This window comes from Cellulomonas sp. NPDC055163, assembly GCF_053607065.1.
In genome coordinates this window covers 197,503-212,242 of sequence record NZ_JBSGSU010000007.1, presented here as the reverse complement: position 1 = coordinate 212,242, position 14,740 = coordinate 197,503, and the positions used below count along the sequence as shown (strand labels likewise).

The window sequence follows — 14,740 nt, the reverse complement described above, 5'->3', positions numbered from 1 at the left end:
GCGCGGCGCGTTCAGGCGCGGTCCGCCGCTGTCTGCCGTTCCTCGTCCGCCCCGTCTGGCGCCTCCCGCGCGACCCGCGCGTCCCGCACGTCCTCGCGGCGCAGGGCAACCACGACGACGAGGGGCCACAGCGCCTGTGCGCCGGCGACGAGCCGCTCGGTGAGCCCGGTGGCGGCGCCGCCGTCCGGTGTGGCGCCCTGGAGCTCGGCGACGAACAGCACGAGCAGGCCCGTCAGCACCCCGGCCGCCCCGAGCGCGACCGCGCGCCGTCGCACCCCGGACGCTCCCGGGGACCAGGCGGCTGCGGGCCACAGCGCGAGCGCACCGAACCCGATCCCCGCGGCGACGCCGTGCGGGTGGGGGAACGCGTCGACGGGGAGCGCCGCGACCGCGAGCGTCGCGAGCCCGCCGACCGCGTGCACGGTGCGGGCGAGCCGGGGGAGCGCCCGCAGACCGGCGGCCGTGACGACGTGCGCGACACCGGTCAGCGCGAGCCCGGCCGTCATGACCCAGGGCGCGGTGACGTCCGAGGCGGCGAGCGCGCTGATCGTCTCTCGCACCGCGTCGAAGTCGCCCTGCACGGCGGCGGCGACGGTCCAGCTGCCGATCATCGCGACCGGGGCGGCGATCGCGGACGCGAGCGCCCACGGGGGGACGGGCGGCCGGTCGGTGGGTCGCGGGGCGGGCATGCTCGGACGGTACGCAGGCCCGGCCCGGTGCGCCCGCCCGGCACGGGTGAACCCGCGGCGGACCGGCTCCGGAGATGCGGTCAGTGCCCGGCCGCGCCGGTCGTGTCCGCCTGCCACGCCGCAGCGGCCGCCTCCACCGTCAGCCGGAACAGCTCGGGGTAGGACGTCCGCAGCCCTTGGGCGGTCACCGCGAGACCGTCCGCGCCGAGCGCGCGGTTCGCGCGACGGGACGCCCGCGCGATCGTCGTCAGCGCGAGCCGGTCCCAGACGTCGTCGGCGACCCGCAGGACCAGGACGTGCTGACCCGAGTGCGTCCATGTCGAGATCTCGAGCACGTCGGCCCACGGCACGGTCTCACGCGCGACGCGGACGTCACGGAAGCCCTCGGGGGAGATCGTTACGACCGGGCCGCGCTGCACGAGCGCCCGCCGGACCCACACGAGGCCGCAGAAGCCGAAGAACAGCGCGCCGACCCACCCGACGACGACCGCGACGACGCCCTCGCCGAGCACCGCGAGCGCCGCCGACGCGGCGGTCATGAGCGCGCTGAGCAGCGTGAGACGCACGGTCTGACCGGGGGACGTGCCGATCTCGACGGTCCGGCCGGCGGGGGCGGCGGGGCCGGCGGGGGTGGTCACACGGTCTCCTGGGCGTCGGCTGGGAGCACCTCGACGTGCACCGTCCAGGTCACCGGCGCGCCCGGCTCGAGCAGCTGCGCGCGGCCGTCGTCCCGTGACGCGCTGAGGGCCTCCCGGGCGCCCGTCGCGGGCTCGAGCGCCACGACGCGCTCGCGCGAGAACATGCCCGCGTCGACCCAGAGCGCCAGGTAGGGCACCGCGGCGACGTCCCAGGAGAGCCGCAGCACCGACCCGTCGGCCGCGCGAACGCCCGCCCACGAGGCCGGGGTCTGCGGCGCGACCCAGATCTTGAGCGCCTCGCCCGCCTGCACGTGCTCGGCGTCGGCGAGCTCCGGGGTCCACGGCGCGCGCCCGTCGAGCCCGTAGACGCCGTCGACGTGCGTCGCGTCCGCGGGCAGCTCGATGTGTGCCCCCGGCCCGGGGGCGAACTGGGGGTGTGCGGCCCACTGGAACGGCACCGGCTCGGTGCCGAGCGCCTCCGCGGTGTAGACGAGCGCGATCCCGGTCGCGGTCGGCTCGGTGCGACGCGTGAACCGGTACGGCAGCGACCGGCTCTCGAACCCCCACGAGCCGTCGTCCCGCCGGGTCCACGGCGTCGTCCAGGCCTCGCCGTGGTCGGGGAGTGCGATGCCGTCGAGCTCGTCGGCGTCGACGTTCGGGACGCACTCGTCCCACCCGCACATCTCGGCGTCGGTGAACGACGCCGGGCCCCGCGCGGGCGGCGGCACGTCCGCTCCCGGCCCGAGCAGCCACTCGCGTCCCGAGGCGTCGCGCAGCGACGCGATCTTGGCGCCGCGGCCGGGGACGACCACCGCGACGAGCCCCCCGCCGCCGGTCACCTGCACCGCCGGCTCGCCGTGCCAGGTGGTCGTCGACTCGTGCGTGCGTGTCACCGTGCTGGTCTACCAGATCGCCCGGGCCCCGCGGTGCCGGAACGCGTCGTGGCGACGCCGGGCCGCCCGCCACCTACGCTGCCCGGATGGACTGCGACGTCGTGGTGGTCGGTGCGGGGATCGCGGGTCTCGAGTGCGCCCGGACCCTGCACGAGCGGGGGCTGCGGGTCGTGGTGCTCGAGGCCGCGGGCGAGGTCGGCGGGCGCATCCGGTCGGAGCGCGTCGACGGCTTCACGGTCGACCGCGGGTTCCAGGTGCTGAACCCGGCCTACCCGGCCGTGCGGGCTCGCGTCGACGTCGCCGCGCTCGACCTGCGTCCTCTGCTGCCCGGCGTGGCGGTGCGGCGCGACGACGGCCTCGCGCTGCTGGCCGACCCGCGCCGTGCGCCGCGCCTGCTGCGCGAGACCTTGCGCAGCGGGTACGAGCGCCCGCGCGAGCTCGTCGCGCTCGCGCGGTGGGCGGCGCCCGCGCTCGGGCCGGTGCGACGGCTGCTGAGCGCTCCGGACGACGCCTGGGGGCGCTCGCTCGACGCGCACGAGGCCGACGGGCGGGTGCGGCGCGAGGTCCTCGAGCCGTTCCTGGCCGGCGTGCTCGCGGAGGACGACGGGTCGTCCTCGACCCGGTTCGTGCGGCTGCTCGTGCGCATGTTCCTGCTCGGGACCCCGGGCGTGCCGGCCGCCGGCATGGGCGCGTTCCCGGCACAGCTCGCGCGCGCCCTGCCCGACGTCCGGCTCGGGCACGGTGTCGAGCGGGTCGACGCGGTCCCCGGCGGGCACCGGGTCCGCGCCGCCGCCGGGTCGCTCACGGCGCGGGCGGTCGTGGTCGCGACCGACGCGCCCTCGGCCGCGACGCTCACGGGCGTCGCGGTGCCCGCCATGAAGGGGCTCGTCACGTGGTGGTACGCGACCGACGAGCCGCCGGGCACCGAGCCGGTCGTCGTCGTGGACGGGCGCCGGCGCGGACCGGTGGTCAACGCGGCGGTGATGAGCGCCGCCGCGCCGTCCTACGCGCCGCCGGGCGAGGCCCTCGTCCAGGTCACGGCTCTGCTGCGGGGCACGGCGCCCGACGAGGCGGACGTGCGCCGCCAGGCGGGGGAGATGTTCGGGGTCGGCACGTCCGGCTGGCGCGAGGTCGCGCGCCACGACATCCCCGCGGCGCTGCCCGTGCAGCCCGCGCCGCTGTCGACCCGTCGCCCCGTGCACCTCGGCGACGCGCTGTTCGTCTGCGGGGACCACCGCGACACCGCGTCGTCCCAGGGTGCGCTCGTCTCCGGCCGGCGGACAGGTGCGGCGGTCGTCCGGGTGCTGCGGGGGACGGTGCGCTGAGCTCCGCCGCACAACGCGGACCGACCTCCGGCGCCCCGGTCTCCGCCCGACGCCGTCAGGCGTCCGACGTCGAGCGCGCTCCCGCGGCGGCGATCGACCGGCGGCCGCCCGGCAGCGCCATCGCGAGCCCGACGACCGCGAACAGCGCGACCCCGGCCGCGACCAGCAGCTGCTCGACGCGGAAGCGGTCCGCGAGCGGCCCGAACACCGCCATCCCGACCGGCATCGCGAGCGCCATGACGATGCCGACGAACCCGAACACCCGGCCCTGCATCTCGGGCTCGACCGTCTCCTGGAGCACGGTCGTCGACGGCGTCGAGAAGAACGGCACCGCGAACCCGAGGGCGAACATCAGGCTGAAGAAGACCCACATGTTCGTCGACAGGCCCATCGCGACCGAGAGCACCCCGAACACGAGCGTCGAGCGCAGCAGCAGCGTCATCCGGTTCGCGTTCGCAGCCCACGCGGCGACCGCGCCGCCGCCGAGCATCATGCCGACGCTGAACGCGACCTCGTTGACGGTGAGCTTCCAGACCTCGTCGCCGAACGTCCGCACGACCATGAGCGGCGTGAGGTACGACGGCGCGACGATGAGCACGAACACGACGGCGAACAGCCCGAGCACCCAGCGGACGAACGCGTGGTGCGCGACGTACCGGAAGCCGGCGACGAGGTCGTCGACGTACCCGACGGGTGCGTCGGCGTCCGACCGCACGAGGCGCGGCACCCGGATCGTGAGCAGCAGCGCGATCCCGACGACCGCGGTCACGACGTCGACGAAGAAGATCGCCACGATGTCCCAGCCCGCGTAGAGGGCTGCCGCCGCGGCCGGGGCGAGCAGCATCAGCGCCGCCTGGATGGTGCCGTTGATCCCGTTGACCCGCATGAGCCTGCTGGTGGGCACGATCTGCGGCAGGAGGGCGCCGACCGCGGGCGTCTGGATGCCTGCGCCCGCCGAGCGGATCGCGAGCGTGACGTAGATGAGCCACAGGTCGTCGGCGCCGCCCATCATGAGCAGCGCGAGCGCGAGGGTCGTGACCGCGATCGTGGCGTCGGCCCCGATGATGAGCGCCCGGCGGTCGAGCCGGTCGGCCCACACGCCCCCGAACACCGACACGACGGCCTGCGGCAGGAACCCGACGACCGACGACACCGCCAGGACGGTGCCCGACTGCGTCGTGAGGGTCAGGTGCCACATGACCGCGTACTGCACGAGCATCGAGCCGAGCAGCGACACCGTCTGGCCCGTGAGGAAGACGGTCACGTCGCGCCGCCAGCCGGGCCGCTCCTCCTCGGCCGGGGCGAGGGCCTCGGCGACCGCCGGGCCCGCGGGTGGTGCGGCGCCGTCGTGCACGCCGGGCGTCCCGTGCTCCGGGCCTGCGGTGTCCTCGGGCGGCGTCGTCGTCACCCGCCCATGGTGCGGACCGCGGCCGGAGGAGTCCAGGGGATGGGCACGACCCCGCCGAGGCTCAGCGCGGGACGAGCCCACCGCCGACCCACGCCCGGATCGCCGCGACGTCCGCCGGGCCGAGCTCCATGCGCGCACCCCGGCACAGCCCGACGACGTTGTCCGCCCAGGTCTGCGCGAGCTCGACGGCGCTCGGCCTCGTGGTGAGGTCGAGCCCCGCGAACAGCACCCCCGAGATCACGGTGTTGACGGACGCGCGGCCGATCGCCTCGCCCGCGGCCTGGCACGCGTCGCGCACGCGCCGGGCGGTCTCGGGCCGCACGAACGGGGTCGTGCGGACGTCCTCCGCGAGCGCCGTGAGCAGCACGCGGTAGCGCTCGGTGGGCAGGTTGGGGATGTCGGTGACCTCGACGACCTGGCGCTGCAGCGGCGGGAGGTCGACGCTCTCCACGGGCTGCAGGTCCGCCTCGCTGAAGCGCTTGGGGTCCCACACGAACCCTGGCGCGGGCTGCGGCGCGGTCCCGAGCTCGGGGACGGTGCGCGCGAGCCACGCGAACAGGTCACCCGTGCCGTCCCAGCCGGAGCCGCGCAGCGCGGGGTCCGCCTTCCACGCCGCCTGCGCGACGACGTCGCCGGGCAGGGGCCGCTCCGCCGCGCGCACGAGGCGCAGGACCGCCTTGCGGGCCGGGCTGGCCGGTGCGCGTCCGCCGCCCCGACCCGCGGCGGGCGACGGCGGCTCCGTACCGGCGACGGTCGCCGCCGGCGCGGGTGCGTCCGGGGCGGTGGCTACCGGCGCGACGAGCTCGGCGACGGCGGGCGGGGTCACGAGCTCGACGAGCTCGTCGGCCGTCACCACGGTGTCCGCGACCGCGCGGTAGGCGCTCGCCGCGGGGCCGGCGGTGACGATCGTGACGCGCCGGTCGGCGGCCCGGCAGCGCAGCGCGAGCGGCGTGAAGTCGGCGTCGGCGGACAGGATGACGAACTCGTCGTACCGGGTCTGCGCGCTCAGGGCGTCGACCGCGTCGAGCACGAGGTTGATGTCGGCGCTGCTCTTGCCCTGCTGGGTCAGCGACGGGCAGTCGACGACGCTGAAGCCGGCACGCGTGAAGTTGGGCCGGAACTGCGAGAACACCGACGGGTTGAGGTAGCACGCCCGCACGAGGAACCGGCGCGTGAAGTCGCCGTCGATGTCGCTGCCCTGCTCGAGCGCGCGCAGCCAGTCCCCGGGGTGCGCGGCGAAGGCCTCGGCCGCCACGGGGTCGAGCCGCTGCAGCCCGATGTACACGTTGTCGAAGTCGACGAACAGCGCGCACCGCAGGCGCCGGCCGTTCTCGGTGGTCTCGGTGGTCGTCGTCACCCCGGCATCCTCCCCGCCCGGGGGCCTCCGGCGCACACCGGGGGTTCTGGACGCGCGTCCCGGGGACCGTCGTGCGATGGTGAAACGGCGATCTCCGAACCCGACGACGAGGCGGTGCTGATGCGAGCGATGGTCTACCGGGGTCCGTACCGGATCCGTGTCGAGGAGCGTGACATCCCGGCGATCGAGCACCCGAACGACGCGATCGTCCGGGTCGCGCTGTCGGCGATCTGCGGCTCCGACCTGCACCTCTACCACGGGATGATGCCGGACACCCGCGTCGGCACGACGTTCGGCCACGAGTTCATCGGGGTCGTCGAGCAGGTCGGGTCCTCGGTGCAGAACCTCCAGGTCGGCGACCGGGTCATGGTGCCGTTCAACGTCTACTGCGGCTCGTGCTTCTTCTGCGCGCGCGGCCTGTACTCGAACTGCCACAACGTGAACCCGAACGCGACGGCCGTCGGCGGGATCTACGGCTACTCGCACACGACCGGCGGGTACCACGGCGGTCAGGCCGAGTACGTCCGGGTGCCGTTCGCCGACGTCGGCCCGCAGAAGATCCCCGAGTGGATCGACGACGAGGACGCGCTGCTCATGACCGACGCGCTCTCGACGGGCTACTTCGGCGCGCAGCTCGGCGACATCGACGAGGGCGACGTCGTGATGGTCCTCGGCGCCGGCCCCGTCGGGCTGTTCGCGGCGAAGTCGGCGTGGCTCATGGGCGCGGGGCGGGTGATCGTCGTCGACCACCTCGACTACCGGCTCGAGAAGGCGCGCACGTTCGCCCACGCCGAGACGGTCAACTTCACCGAGCACGACGACCTGATCGTGCACATGAAGCGGACCACCGGCCACCTTGGCGCGGACGTCGTGATCGACTGCGTCGGCGCGGAGGCGGACGGGAGCTTCTTCCAGCACCTCACGGGTGCGCGGCTCAAGCTCCAGGGCGGGTCGCCGATCGCGCTCAACTGGGCCATCGACTCGGTGCGCAAGGGCGGGACCATCTCGGTGATGGGCGCGTACGGCCCGGTGTTCAGCGCGGTCAAGTTCGGCGACGCCGTGAACAAGGGGCTGACGCTGCGCATGAACCAGTGCCCGGTGAAGCGTCAGTGGCCCCGGCTGTTCGAGCACATCCGCAACGGCTACCTCAAGCCGAACGACATCGTGACGCACCGCATCCCGCTCGAGCACATCGCGGAGGGCTACCACATCTTCTCCGCGAAGCTCGACGGCTGCATCAAGCCTCTGATCGTCCCGAGCGCGAGCTGAGAGAGGACCTCCCCATGGCCTACACGCCCGAGAAGCCCCCGCTCCCGGAGACGTTCGACGAGCTGCGCGCGCGCATCCCCGGCTGGGGTGTCGACCGGGACCCCCGCGACCGGCCCGCCGTGCCGCGCGAGCGCTTCGACCCCGGCGCGAGCGGCGCACGCTGGGAGTTCCCCGAGCGCCAGGAGGAGCTCGCGCCGCGCGAGCGGTCGATCGAGCACGCGTTCCTCACGCCGGTGTTCGGCACGGCCGCACCGCTCCACGGCACGTCGGGGGCGATCCGCCGGTTCGCGTACGCCCGGTACAGCGAGGCGCGGGCCGCGCACTGGCTGCTGCTGCTCGGCGCCGACCGGGTCGACGCCCTGGAGAACGCGCTCGCGTCGTTCGTGACGCTCCGCCCGGACAACCCGGTCACCGAGACCGGGGTGCTGAGCGAGGTGTCGCACCACCCGGTCGCCTCGCGCCGCGAGGGCAGCCGCGCCGACCTCGGCCACCAGGCGCTCGACCCCGTGCTCAACGCGGTCCCGTGGGTGGTCGGCGGCGCGCTGGCGCTCGCGGGGGCTCGCTCGGTCGTGCGGGCGCTGCGGCGCTGACGCGGGACGCGGCGTGAGGCGCCGGTGCCCGAGGCGCTGCGGCGCCGGGGCGGCGCGCGCTCAGACCGGTTCGGGCTCCGTGCTGATCCGCAGCGCCGCGACGAGCTCGCGGTAGAGGTCGTCCGTCGCCAGCAGCTCCGCGTGCGTACCCGTCGCCCGGACACGGCCCGCCTCGAGCACGACGATCTGCTGGGCGTCGATCACCGTCGACAGCCGGTGCGCGATCGTCAGCACCGCGTGCTCGCGGCCGACGCGGTCGATGACGTCCTGGATCGCCGCCTCCGTGAGCCCGTCGAGCTGCGCGGTTGCCTCGTCGAGCAGCAGCACGTCGGGCTCACGGACGACCGCCCGGGCGAGGGCGACCCGCTGGCGCTCGCCGCCGGACAGGCTCGTCGCGGACACGACCGTGTCGAGGCCGTCGGCGAGCGCCCGGACGCGGTCCCCGAGCCGGACGGCGTCGAGCGCGCGCCACACCTCGTCGTCGGTCGCGTCGGGGTAGCGGATCACGACGTTCTCGCGCAGGGTCCCGGACAGCAGCGGTGTCTCCTGCTCCACGTACGCGAGGCGCGAGCGCACGGCGTCGATGCTCAGGTCGGCGAACGGCGCGCCGTCGAGCCGCAGCGACCCGGCGGTCGGGTCCACGAAGCGCAGCAGCAGCGAGAACGTCGACGTCTTTCCGGCGCCGGACGGCCCGACGATCGCGGTGTGCCCGCGGGTCGGCACGGCGAGCGACAGCTCGTGCAGCGCAGGCGCGTCCGCGCCCGGGTAGGTGAGCGTCACGCCGTCGAGCTCGAGCACGGCGACCGACGCGGGCGCCGCCGGCAGCGTGCCGCCCGCGTGCACGTCCTCGATCTCGATGCCGTCCGTCTCGCGGATCCGGGCGGCCGCCGCCACGCCGGACTGCAGCTGCGTGAATGTCTGGGTCAGCGTCGTGATGGGGTCGACGATGTTGAAGGCGTAGAGCAGGAACGCCACGAGCGTCGACACGGTGAGGTTGCCCGCGTCGACGCGCCAGGCGCCGATCGCGAGGATCGCGATGACCGCGAGCTGGATGCCGCCGCCGGCGATCGACCACGCGACCGCGGTGATCCAGACCGCACGCACGCTGTGCCGCGCCGACTCCTCGGCCTCGTGCACGATGCGCGCGACCTGACGCTCCTCGGCGCGGCTGGCCTTCACGGTCCGCAGCGCGCGCAGGCTCGTCTCGAGGACCGAGCCGAGCTCGCCCACGGAGGCCTGGGCAGCGCGCTGCGCGACCCCGATCCTCGGCAGGAGCAGTCCGAGCAGCACCGCGACCACCACGATGGCCGCGAGGGTGCTGAGCAGCAGCGGCAGGTCGAGCACCGCCATGAGAACGACCGTCCCGACCAGCGAGACCGAACCGTTGACGAGCTGCACGGCGCTGGACGACGCCGCCTCGCGCAGCAGCACCGTGTCGGACGTGATGCGCGTGACGAGCTCGCCGGTCGGACGCTCCGTGACGTCCCCGAGCCGCCCGCGCAGGAACCGGTGGACGAGCGAGGTGCGGGCCTCGAGCACGACCTGCTCCGCGAGGCGCCCGAGCAGCACCCACTGGGCGAGCCCGCACGCGAGGCCCAGGAGGAGGAGGCCGACGAGGATGCCGACCGGACGTGCGAGCGAGGCGCCCGTGCCGAGGGTGTCGAGGACCCACTTCGTGGCGAGCGGCATCGCGAGGGTCGCGGCGGTCGCGCCGAGGCCCAGCACGATCCCGACGGCGACGACGCGCGCGTGCGGGCGGACGAAGGCCCACAGGACGCGCAGGTTCTCCCAGCGCAGCGGAACCTTCTCGGCGGCGTCGGCGGCGGTGGCGGCGGCGTCGGTGGCGGAGAGGGTGCCGTCGGTCGCGGTGGCGGGGCCCGGCCCCACGACGTCGTCGCTCGTGCTCGTGCGCTCGGCGCTCATGACGCCGCCCTCGCGACGCGCGACGCGACCCCGTCGAGCAGGAGCGCGAGGCCGGTGCGGAACGTCTCGGTCGCCTCCTGCTCGAGGTAGGGCACCGACTCGTCGTCGAGGGTGAACGCGCCCTGGTCGGCGAGGCGGGTGACCGTCGGGAACCGCGTGCCGAAGTCGGTCGCGACCTGCTCGAGGAGCGCCGAGCGCTCGTACCACCACGCGTCCTCGGCGACGCCGGTCAGCGACTCCGCCTGCCGGGTCTCGGCGACCGTCTGCGCGACGCCGCCGACGAGCTGGGCCAGCGCGCTCGCGAGCCGGCGCAGGTCGCGCGGGGGCAGCCCGGACTCCTCGACCGCGGCGAGCAGGCCCTCGAGCTGGGCGTACTGGTGAGGCCCGAGCACGGGTCGCGCGGGGGAGACCTGGAGCACCCACGGGTGGCGCAGGTAGAACGTCCAGGTCGCGTCCGCCCAGGCCTCGACACGCTCACGCCACGTCGCGCCGGGGTGGCTGAGCGGCAGCTCGGCGTGGACGGCGTCGAGCATGAGGTCGACGAGCACGGCCTTGGTGGGCACGTGGGTGTACAGCGCCATGGCCGTGCAGCCGAGGCGCTCGCCCACCGCGCGCATCGACACCCCGGGCAGGCCGCGCTCGTCGGCGAGGGCGATCGCGGCGCCGACGACCGCGTCGACGCCGAGCGCGGCGGGTGCGGACGTGCGGCCCGGCGGCCGGCCTGCGGTTGCGGCCGGCGGGTCACCGCCCGACGCGGAGGAGCGCCACAGGAGCGGCATGGCACGGGCGGCGTCGCTCGGGGGTGCCGTCACGATGTCTCCTTACGCTGTAAACTGGCGACTATACAGCGTAAACGGCCGCGGCGGCCAGGGGGCGTCCCAGGGCCGGCGCGTCGAGCCGCCCGAGGTGCGCCGGGCCGCCGACAGGGCCGGGGGTCGGGCGGTGTCGCGTACCGGCCCGCGTCAGCGCGCCGGGTCGCAGCTCGGCGTCCGGGCCGTGCCGGTCAGCGCCGGTCAGCGCCGGTCAGTGTGCCGGGGTGCACCCCCGGCGGTCAGCGAGCCGGGGGTTCGCCGCCCGGTCAGCGTGCCGGGCGCTCGCCCTCGCCCGTGACCGACGCCGCACCGTCGCCGCCCGGCCCGGGGGTACCACGCGTCTCCGACGGCGACGCGAGGCTCCGCCCGAGCCGGCTGTGCCGGCGACCGTAGAGCCCGTAGATCACGAGCCCGACGATCATCCACACGACGAACCGCAGCCAGGTCTCGAGCGGCAGGTTGATCATGAGCCAGCCGCACGCGACGACCCCGAGGATCGGCACCACGGGCGCGCCGGGGGTCCGGAACGCGCGCGGCAGGTCGGGGCGGGTGCGCCGCAGGACGAGCACGCCGAGGCACACGACGACGAACGCGAACAGCGTGCCGATGCTCACGAGCTCGGACAGCGCCGAGAGCGGCACGAACCCCGCGAGGATCGCCACCGCGCCCGCGACCACGACGGTGATGAGCCACGGCGTGCCGAACCGCGGGTGGACACGCGCGAGCGACGGCGGCAGCAGGTGATCGCGCGACATCGCGAAGAGCACGCGCGTCTGGCCCAGCATCAGCACGAGGATCACGCTCGTGATGCCCGCGACGGCGCCGAGCGCGATGAGCCGCGCCGCCCAGGTGATGCCGACGGCCTCGAACGCCTCGGCGAGCGGCGCGCCGGTGTTGAGGTCGCCGTACGGCACCATCCCGGTGAGGACGAACGACACGGCCATGTAGAGCACCGTGCAGATCGCGAGCGAGCCGAGGATGCCGCGCGGCATGTCGCGCTGCGGGTTCTGCGTCTCCTCGGCGGTCGTCGCGACGATGTCGAACCCGATGTAGGCGAAGAACACCACCGAGGCCGCGGCGACGACGCCGAACGCGCCGAAGTGCGTCGGCTCGAGCCCGAGGAACGCCTGGACGATCGGCTGGTGCAGCACGCTGCCGGCCGCCCCCTCGGGCGCCTGCGCCGGCGGGACGAACGGCGAGTAGTTGGCGGTGTCGATGTACATCGCGCCGAGACCGATCACGAACAGCACGACCGCGACCTTGATGACGACGAGCACGCCGGTGAACCGGCTCGACGTCTTCGAGCCCCGGATCAGCAGCAGCGCCAGCACGAGGACGATCGCGATCGCCGCGAAGTCCGGTCGCGCCGTGTCACCCGCGAGCCACGGCGGCAGGTCGAACAGCGACGCGAGGTACGCCGACCACCCGCGCGCGACGACCGCCGCGCCGAGCATGAGCTCGAGCAGCAGGTCCCAGCCGATGATCCAGGCCACGAGCTCACCGAGCGTGGCGTAGGAGAACGTGTACGCGCTGCCCGCGACCGGGACGCTCGAGGCCAGCTCGGCGTAGCAGAGCGCCGCGAGGCCGCACGTGACCCCGGCGAGGAGGAACGACAGGACGACGGCGGGACCGGCGTTGGTCGCGGCCTGCTGGCCGGTGAGCACGAAGATGCCGGTGCCGATGATGACGCCGACGCCGAACACCACGAGGTCCCACGCCCGGAGGGTGCGCTTGAGGCGGTGGCCCGGCTCGTCGGTCTCGGCGATGGACTGCTCCACGGTCTTCACTCGCCAGATGCCCGCCATGGGGACCCCCGCTGCTGCTCTCGCACGTGTCTTCCCGGTCGGCCCGACACTAGCGGCGCACCTGCGCGGCCGCCCTGGGACGAGGGTCCGGCGTCGACCGGCCGCGGTCTGCTGCGCGCGGGGTCCTCGCCCGTGCCGCGCTCCGCGGTGGCGCCCAGCCGCGGCGCGGTCGAGGCTGGGGGCCTGCCGACGAGGGGAGCACGCGATGGGCGACGACCTGCACAAGGGCGACGAGGTGACGTGGCGCAGCCACGGCTCGACCGTGGAGGGGAAGGTCGAGAAGAAGATCACCGAGGACACCGAAGCGGCCGGGCGCACCGTCCGCGCGTCGAAGGACGACCCGCAGTACCTCGTGCGCAGCGACAAGACGGGCCGGGAGGCCGTGCACAAGCCGTCGGCGCTCGACGAGGGCTGACGCCCGCGCTCGAACCGGGCGGACGCCCGCCCGGTCAGGCCCGGCGGCCGAACAGGGCGAGCAGGCGCGTCTGCTGGTCCGCGTCCTCCGCCACGTCGAGCGGCCCGGCGAACACGGGGCCGGGGCCGAGCTCGTCCGTGCGGCCGGACCACTCGACGAGCAGCCGGTCGACCGTCGCGGGGTCCATGGCGTCCTCGACCCCGAGGCCGCGAGCGAGGTCCCAGCCGTGCACCGCGAGGTCGGTGAGCATCTCGTCGAGGTAGTCGTGCGCCGCGGTGGGGCCCCGGCTGAGGTCGACGGTCCGCTCCAGCGCGCCCGGCTCCGCGAACGCCGCGAGCGCAGCCGCGACGGCGGCGTCCCATGCGGCGACCGGGTCCGCGCCGAGGACGTCGCCGTCGAACCGGTCGCCCACCTCCGCGACGGTCCGGCCCGCGAGGAGCTCGACCGCCCACAGCTGCTCGGACGTCAGGTGGTCGACGAGGTCGCGCACCGACCACTCGCTGCACGGCGTGGCCCGCTGCCACGCGGTGTCGCCCGGCGGACCCACGCGGTGGACCAGTCGGGAGAAGCGCTCGGCGTTGACCCGGTGCAGGCTCAGCAGCTCGTCCATGGCACCCAGCCTGCTCCGCGGCGGCCGCGCGTGCACCCGGCACGGGCCCGCCGGCGGGTCCGAGACCGCCACTCTCAGTATCTGCGGCGCCGCTCGGGGCTCCGCACAGGTGACCCCCGCGCGGTGTGCCGGGGCACCGACGAGGAGGACCACCATGACGGAGACCGTCGACGCCAGGGACGCGGACCGCGCGCTGAAGGCACGGCACCGGGCGATGTGGGCGCTCGGTGACTACCCGGCGGTCGCGAGCGAGGTCGTCGCCGGCCTCGGTCCCGCGCTCGTGGACGCCCTGCGCGTCGAGCCGGGGGAGCGCGTGCTCGACGTCGCGGCCGGGTCGGGGAACGCGTCGCTGCCCGCGGCGCTCGCGGGCGCACGCGTGGTCGCGTCGGACCTGACCCCGGCGCTGCTCGAGGTCGGCCGGCGAGCGGCGGACGGTCGCGGGCTCGACGTCGAGTGGCGTGAGGCGGACGCCGAGGCGCTGCCGTTCACGGACGGAGAGTTCGACGTCGCGCTCTCGTGCATCGGGATCATGTTCGCGCCGCACCACTCCCGGGCCGCCGACGAGCTCGTGCGCGTCGTCCGTCCGGGTGGTCGCGTCGGGGTCCTCAGCTGGACCCCCGAGGGCTTCATCGGTCAGATGTTCGCGGCGATGAAGCCCTACGCGCCCCCGCCCCCGCCCGGCGCACAGCCGCCTCCGCTGTGGGGACGCGAGGAGCACGTCCGCGCGCTGCTCGGCGACCGGGTGGACGACGTCGAGGTCGAGCGGCGCACGCTTCCCGTGGACCGGTTCGCGGCCCCCGAGGACTTCCGGGACTTCTTCAAGGCGTGCTACGGCCCGACGATCGCCGTGTACCGCGCGATCGGGGACGACGCCGAGCGGGCCGCTGAGCTCGACGAGGCGCTCGCGGCCCTCGCCGCCGGCCACGCGCGCCGGGTCGACGGGACGTCGGTCATGGACTGGGAGTACCTGCTCGTCACGGCTCGCCGGTCGGGCGGCTGACCGGCC

Annotated in this window: 14 protein-coding genes; 5 read left to right on the top strand and 9 right to left on the bottom strand. The window is 75.1% G+C overall.

Going from position 1 to position 14,740, the window contains the following annotated elements; all coding sequences use genetic code 11:
- Positions 1-11: 11 nt before the first annotated feature.
- The 3 genes from ACWFNE_RS15450 to ACWFNE_RS15440 all read right to left on the bottom strand — a co-directional run bounded on the left by ACWFNE_RS15450 (position 12) and on the right by ACWFNE_RS15440 (position 2,220).
- Positions 12-689: a DUF998 domain-containing protein gene (locus ACWFNE_RS15450; RefSeq protein ID WP_452123305.1), complete on the bottom strand. Its 678-nt coding sequence runs from the start codon at positions 687-689 to the stop codon at positions 12-14.
- A gap of 80 nt (positions 690-769) precedes the next feature.
- Complete coding sequence (locus ACWFNE_RS15445; RefSeq protein WP_452123304.1) at positions 770-1,327, bottom strand: STM3941 family protein; 558 nt, start codon at positions 1,325-1,327, stop codon at positions 770-772.
- Positions 1,324-2,220: a hypothetical protein gene (locus tag ACWFNE_RS15440; protein WP_452123303.1), complete on the bottom strand. Its 897-nt coding sequence runs from the start codon at positions 2,218-2,220 to the stop codon at positions 1,324-1,326. Before ACWFNE_RS15440 ends, ACWFNE_RS15445 begins: the two co-directional genes overlap by 4 nt.
- Positions 2,221-2,306: 86 nt before the next feature.
- Between ACWFNE_RS15440 and ACWFNE_RS15435 the strand changes: the two genes are divergently transcribed.
- Positions 2,307-3,545: an NAD(P)/FAD-dependent oxidoreductase gene (locus ACWFNE_RS15435; protein WP_452123302.1), complete on the top strand. Its 1,239-nt coding sequence runs from the start codon at positions 2,307-2,309 to the stop codon at positions 3,543-3,545.
- Between the two features lie 55 nt (positions 3,546-3,600).
- On the opposite strand, the gene ACWFNE_RS15430 is transcribed toward ACWFNE_RS15435, so the two are convergent.
- Together ACWFNE_RS15430 and ACWFNE_RS15425 are read right to left on the bottom strand one after the other, a co-directional pair.
- Positions 3,601-4,953: an MFS transporter gene (locus ACWFNE_RS15430; protein ID WP_452123301.1), complete on the bottom strand. Its 1,353-nt coding sequence runs from the start codon at positions 4,951-4,953 to the stop codon at positions 3,601-3,603.
- 61 nt (positions 4,954-5,014) lie between these two features.
- Positions 5,015-6,310, bottom strand: coding sequence for an NYN domain-containing protein (locus ACWFNE_RS15425; protein WP_452123300.1), 1,296 nt, complete (start codon positions 6,308-6,310; stop codon positions 5,015-5,017).
- Positions 6,311-6,430: 120 nt separating this feature from the next.
- Between ACWFNE_RS15425 and ACWFNE_RS15420 the strand changes: the two genes are divergently transcribed.
- Both ACWFNE_RS15420 and ACWFNE_RS15415 read left to right on the top strand, forming a co-directional pair.
- Positions 6,431-7,579, top strand: a complete 1,149-nt coding sequence (locus ACWFNE_RS15420; protein ID WP_452123451.1) for a zinc-dependent alcohol dehydrogenase — start codon at positions 6,431-6,433, stop codon at positions 7,577-7,579.
- 14 nt (positions 7,580-7,593) lie between these two features.
- Positions 7,594-8,169, top strand: coding sequence for a hypothetical protein (locus tag ACWFNE_RS15415; RefSeq protein WP_452123299.1), 576 nt, complete (start codon positions 7,594-7,596; stop codon positions 8,167-8,169).
- Positions 8,170-8,229: 60 nt separating this feature from the next.
- Here the strand turns inward: ACWFNE_RS15415 and ACWFNE_RS15410 are convergent, their stop codons facing one another.
- The 3 genes from ACWFNE_RS15410 to ACWFNE_RS15400 form a co-directional block, all read right to left on the bottom strand.
- Entirely contained in the window at positions 8,230-10,092 is a 1,863-nt protein-coding gene (locus tag ACWFNE_RS15410; protein WP_452123298.1) for an ABC transporter ATP-binding protein, read from the bottom strand.
- The gene (locus ACWFNE_RS15405; RefSeq protein ID WP_452123297.1) at positions 10,089-10,904 is read right to left on the bottom strand and encodes a TetR/AcrR family transcriptional regulator; all 816 of its coding nucleotides are present in this window, start codon (positions 10,902-10,904) and stop codon (positions 10,089-10,091) included. Before ACWFNE_RS15405 ends, ACWFNE_RS15410 begins: the two co-directional genes overlap by 4 nt.
- Positions 10,905-11,170: 266 nt before the next feature.
- Positions 11,171-12,709: an amino acid permease gene (locus ACWFNE_RS15400; protein ID WP_452123296.1), complete on the bottom strand. Its 1,539-nt coding sequence runs from the start codon at positions 12,707-12,709 to the stop codon at positions 11,171-11,173.
- A gap of 205 nt (positions 12,710-12,914) precedes the next feature.
- Here ACWFNE_RS15400 and ACWFNE_RS15395 point away from each other — a divergent pair, with 205 nt between their 5' ends.
- Positions 12,915-13,124 (top strand): DUF2945 domain-containing protein, encoded by a 210-nt coding sequence (locus tag ACWFNE_RS15395; RefSeq protein ID WP_452123295.1) that lies wholly within the window; start codon positions 12,915-12,917, stop codon positions 13,122-13,124.
- A gap of 34 nt (positions 13,125-13,158) precedes the next feature.
- Here the strand turns inward: ACWFNE_RS15395 and ACWFNE_RS15390 are convergent, their stop codons facing one another.
- Positions 13,159-13,734: a TIGR03086 family metal-binding protein gene (locus ACWFNE_RS15390; RefSeq protein WP_452123294.1), complete on the bottom strand. Its 576-nt coding sequence runs from the start codon at positions 13,732-13,734 to the stop codon at positions 13,159-13,161.
- A 154-nt stretch (positions 13,735-13,888) separates the two neighbouring features.
- Here ACWFNE_RS15390 and ACWFNE_RS15385 point away from each other — a divergent pair, with 154 nt between their 5' ends.
- Entirely contained in the window at positions 13,889-14,734 is an 846-nt protein-coding gene (locus ACWFNE_RS15385) for a class I SAM-dependent methyltransferase (protein WP_452123293.1), read from the top strand.
- Positions 14,735-14,740 lie beyond the last annotated feature (6 nt).

Bases quoted from the DNA above. Each gene is read 5' to 3' on its own strand.
- ACWFNE_RS15415 (WP_452123299.1), top strand. From the start codon at position 7,594: ATGGCCTACACGCCCGAGAAGCCCCCGCTCCCGGAGACGTTCGACGAG.
- ACWFNE_RS15435 (WP_452123302.1), top strand. From the start codon at position 2,307: ATGGACTGCGACGTCGTGGTGGTCGGTGCGGGGATCGCGGGTCTCGAG.
- ACWFNE_RS15390 (WP_452123294.1), bottom strand. From the start codon at position 13,734: ATGGACGAGCTGCTGAGCCTGCACCGGGTCAACGCCGAGCGCTTCTCC.
- ACWFNE_RS15400 (WP_452123296.1), bottom strand. From the start codon at position 12,709: ATGGCGGGCATCTGGCGAGTGAAGACCGTGGAGCAGTCCATCGCCGAG.
- ACWFNE_RS15410 (WP_452123298.1), bottom strand. From the start codon at position 10,092: ATGAGCGCCGAGCGCACGAGCACGAGCGACGACGTCGTGGGGCCGGGC.
- ACWFNE_RS15450 (WP_452123305.1), bottom strand. From the start codon at position 689: ATGCCCGCCCCGCGACCCACCGACCGGCCGCCCGTCCCCCCGTGGGCG.
- ACWFNE_RS15420 (WP_452123451.1), top strand. From the start codon at position 6,431: ATGCGAGCGATGGTCTACCGGGGTCCGTACCGGATCCGTGTCGAGGAG.
- ACWFNE_RS15385 (WP_452123293.1), top strand. From the start codon at position 13,889: ATGACGGAGACCGTCGACGCCAGGGACGCGGACCGCGCGCTGAAGGCA.
- ACWFNE_RS15395 (WP_452123295.1), top strand. From the start codon at position 12,915: ATGGGCGACGACCTGCACAAGGGCGACGAGGTGACGTGGCGCAGCCAC.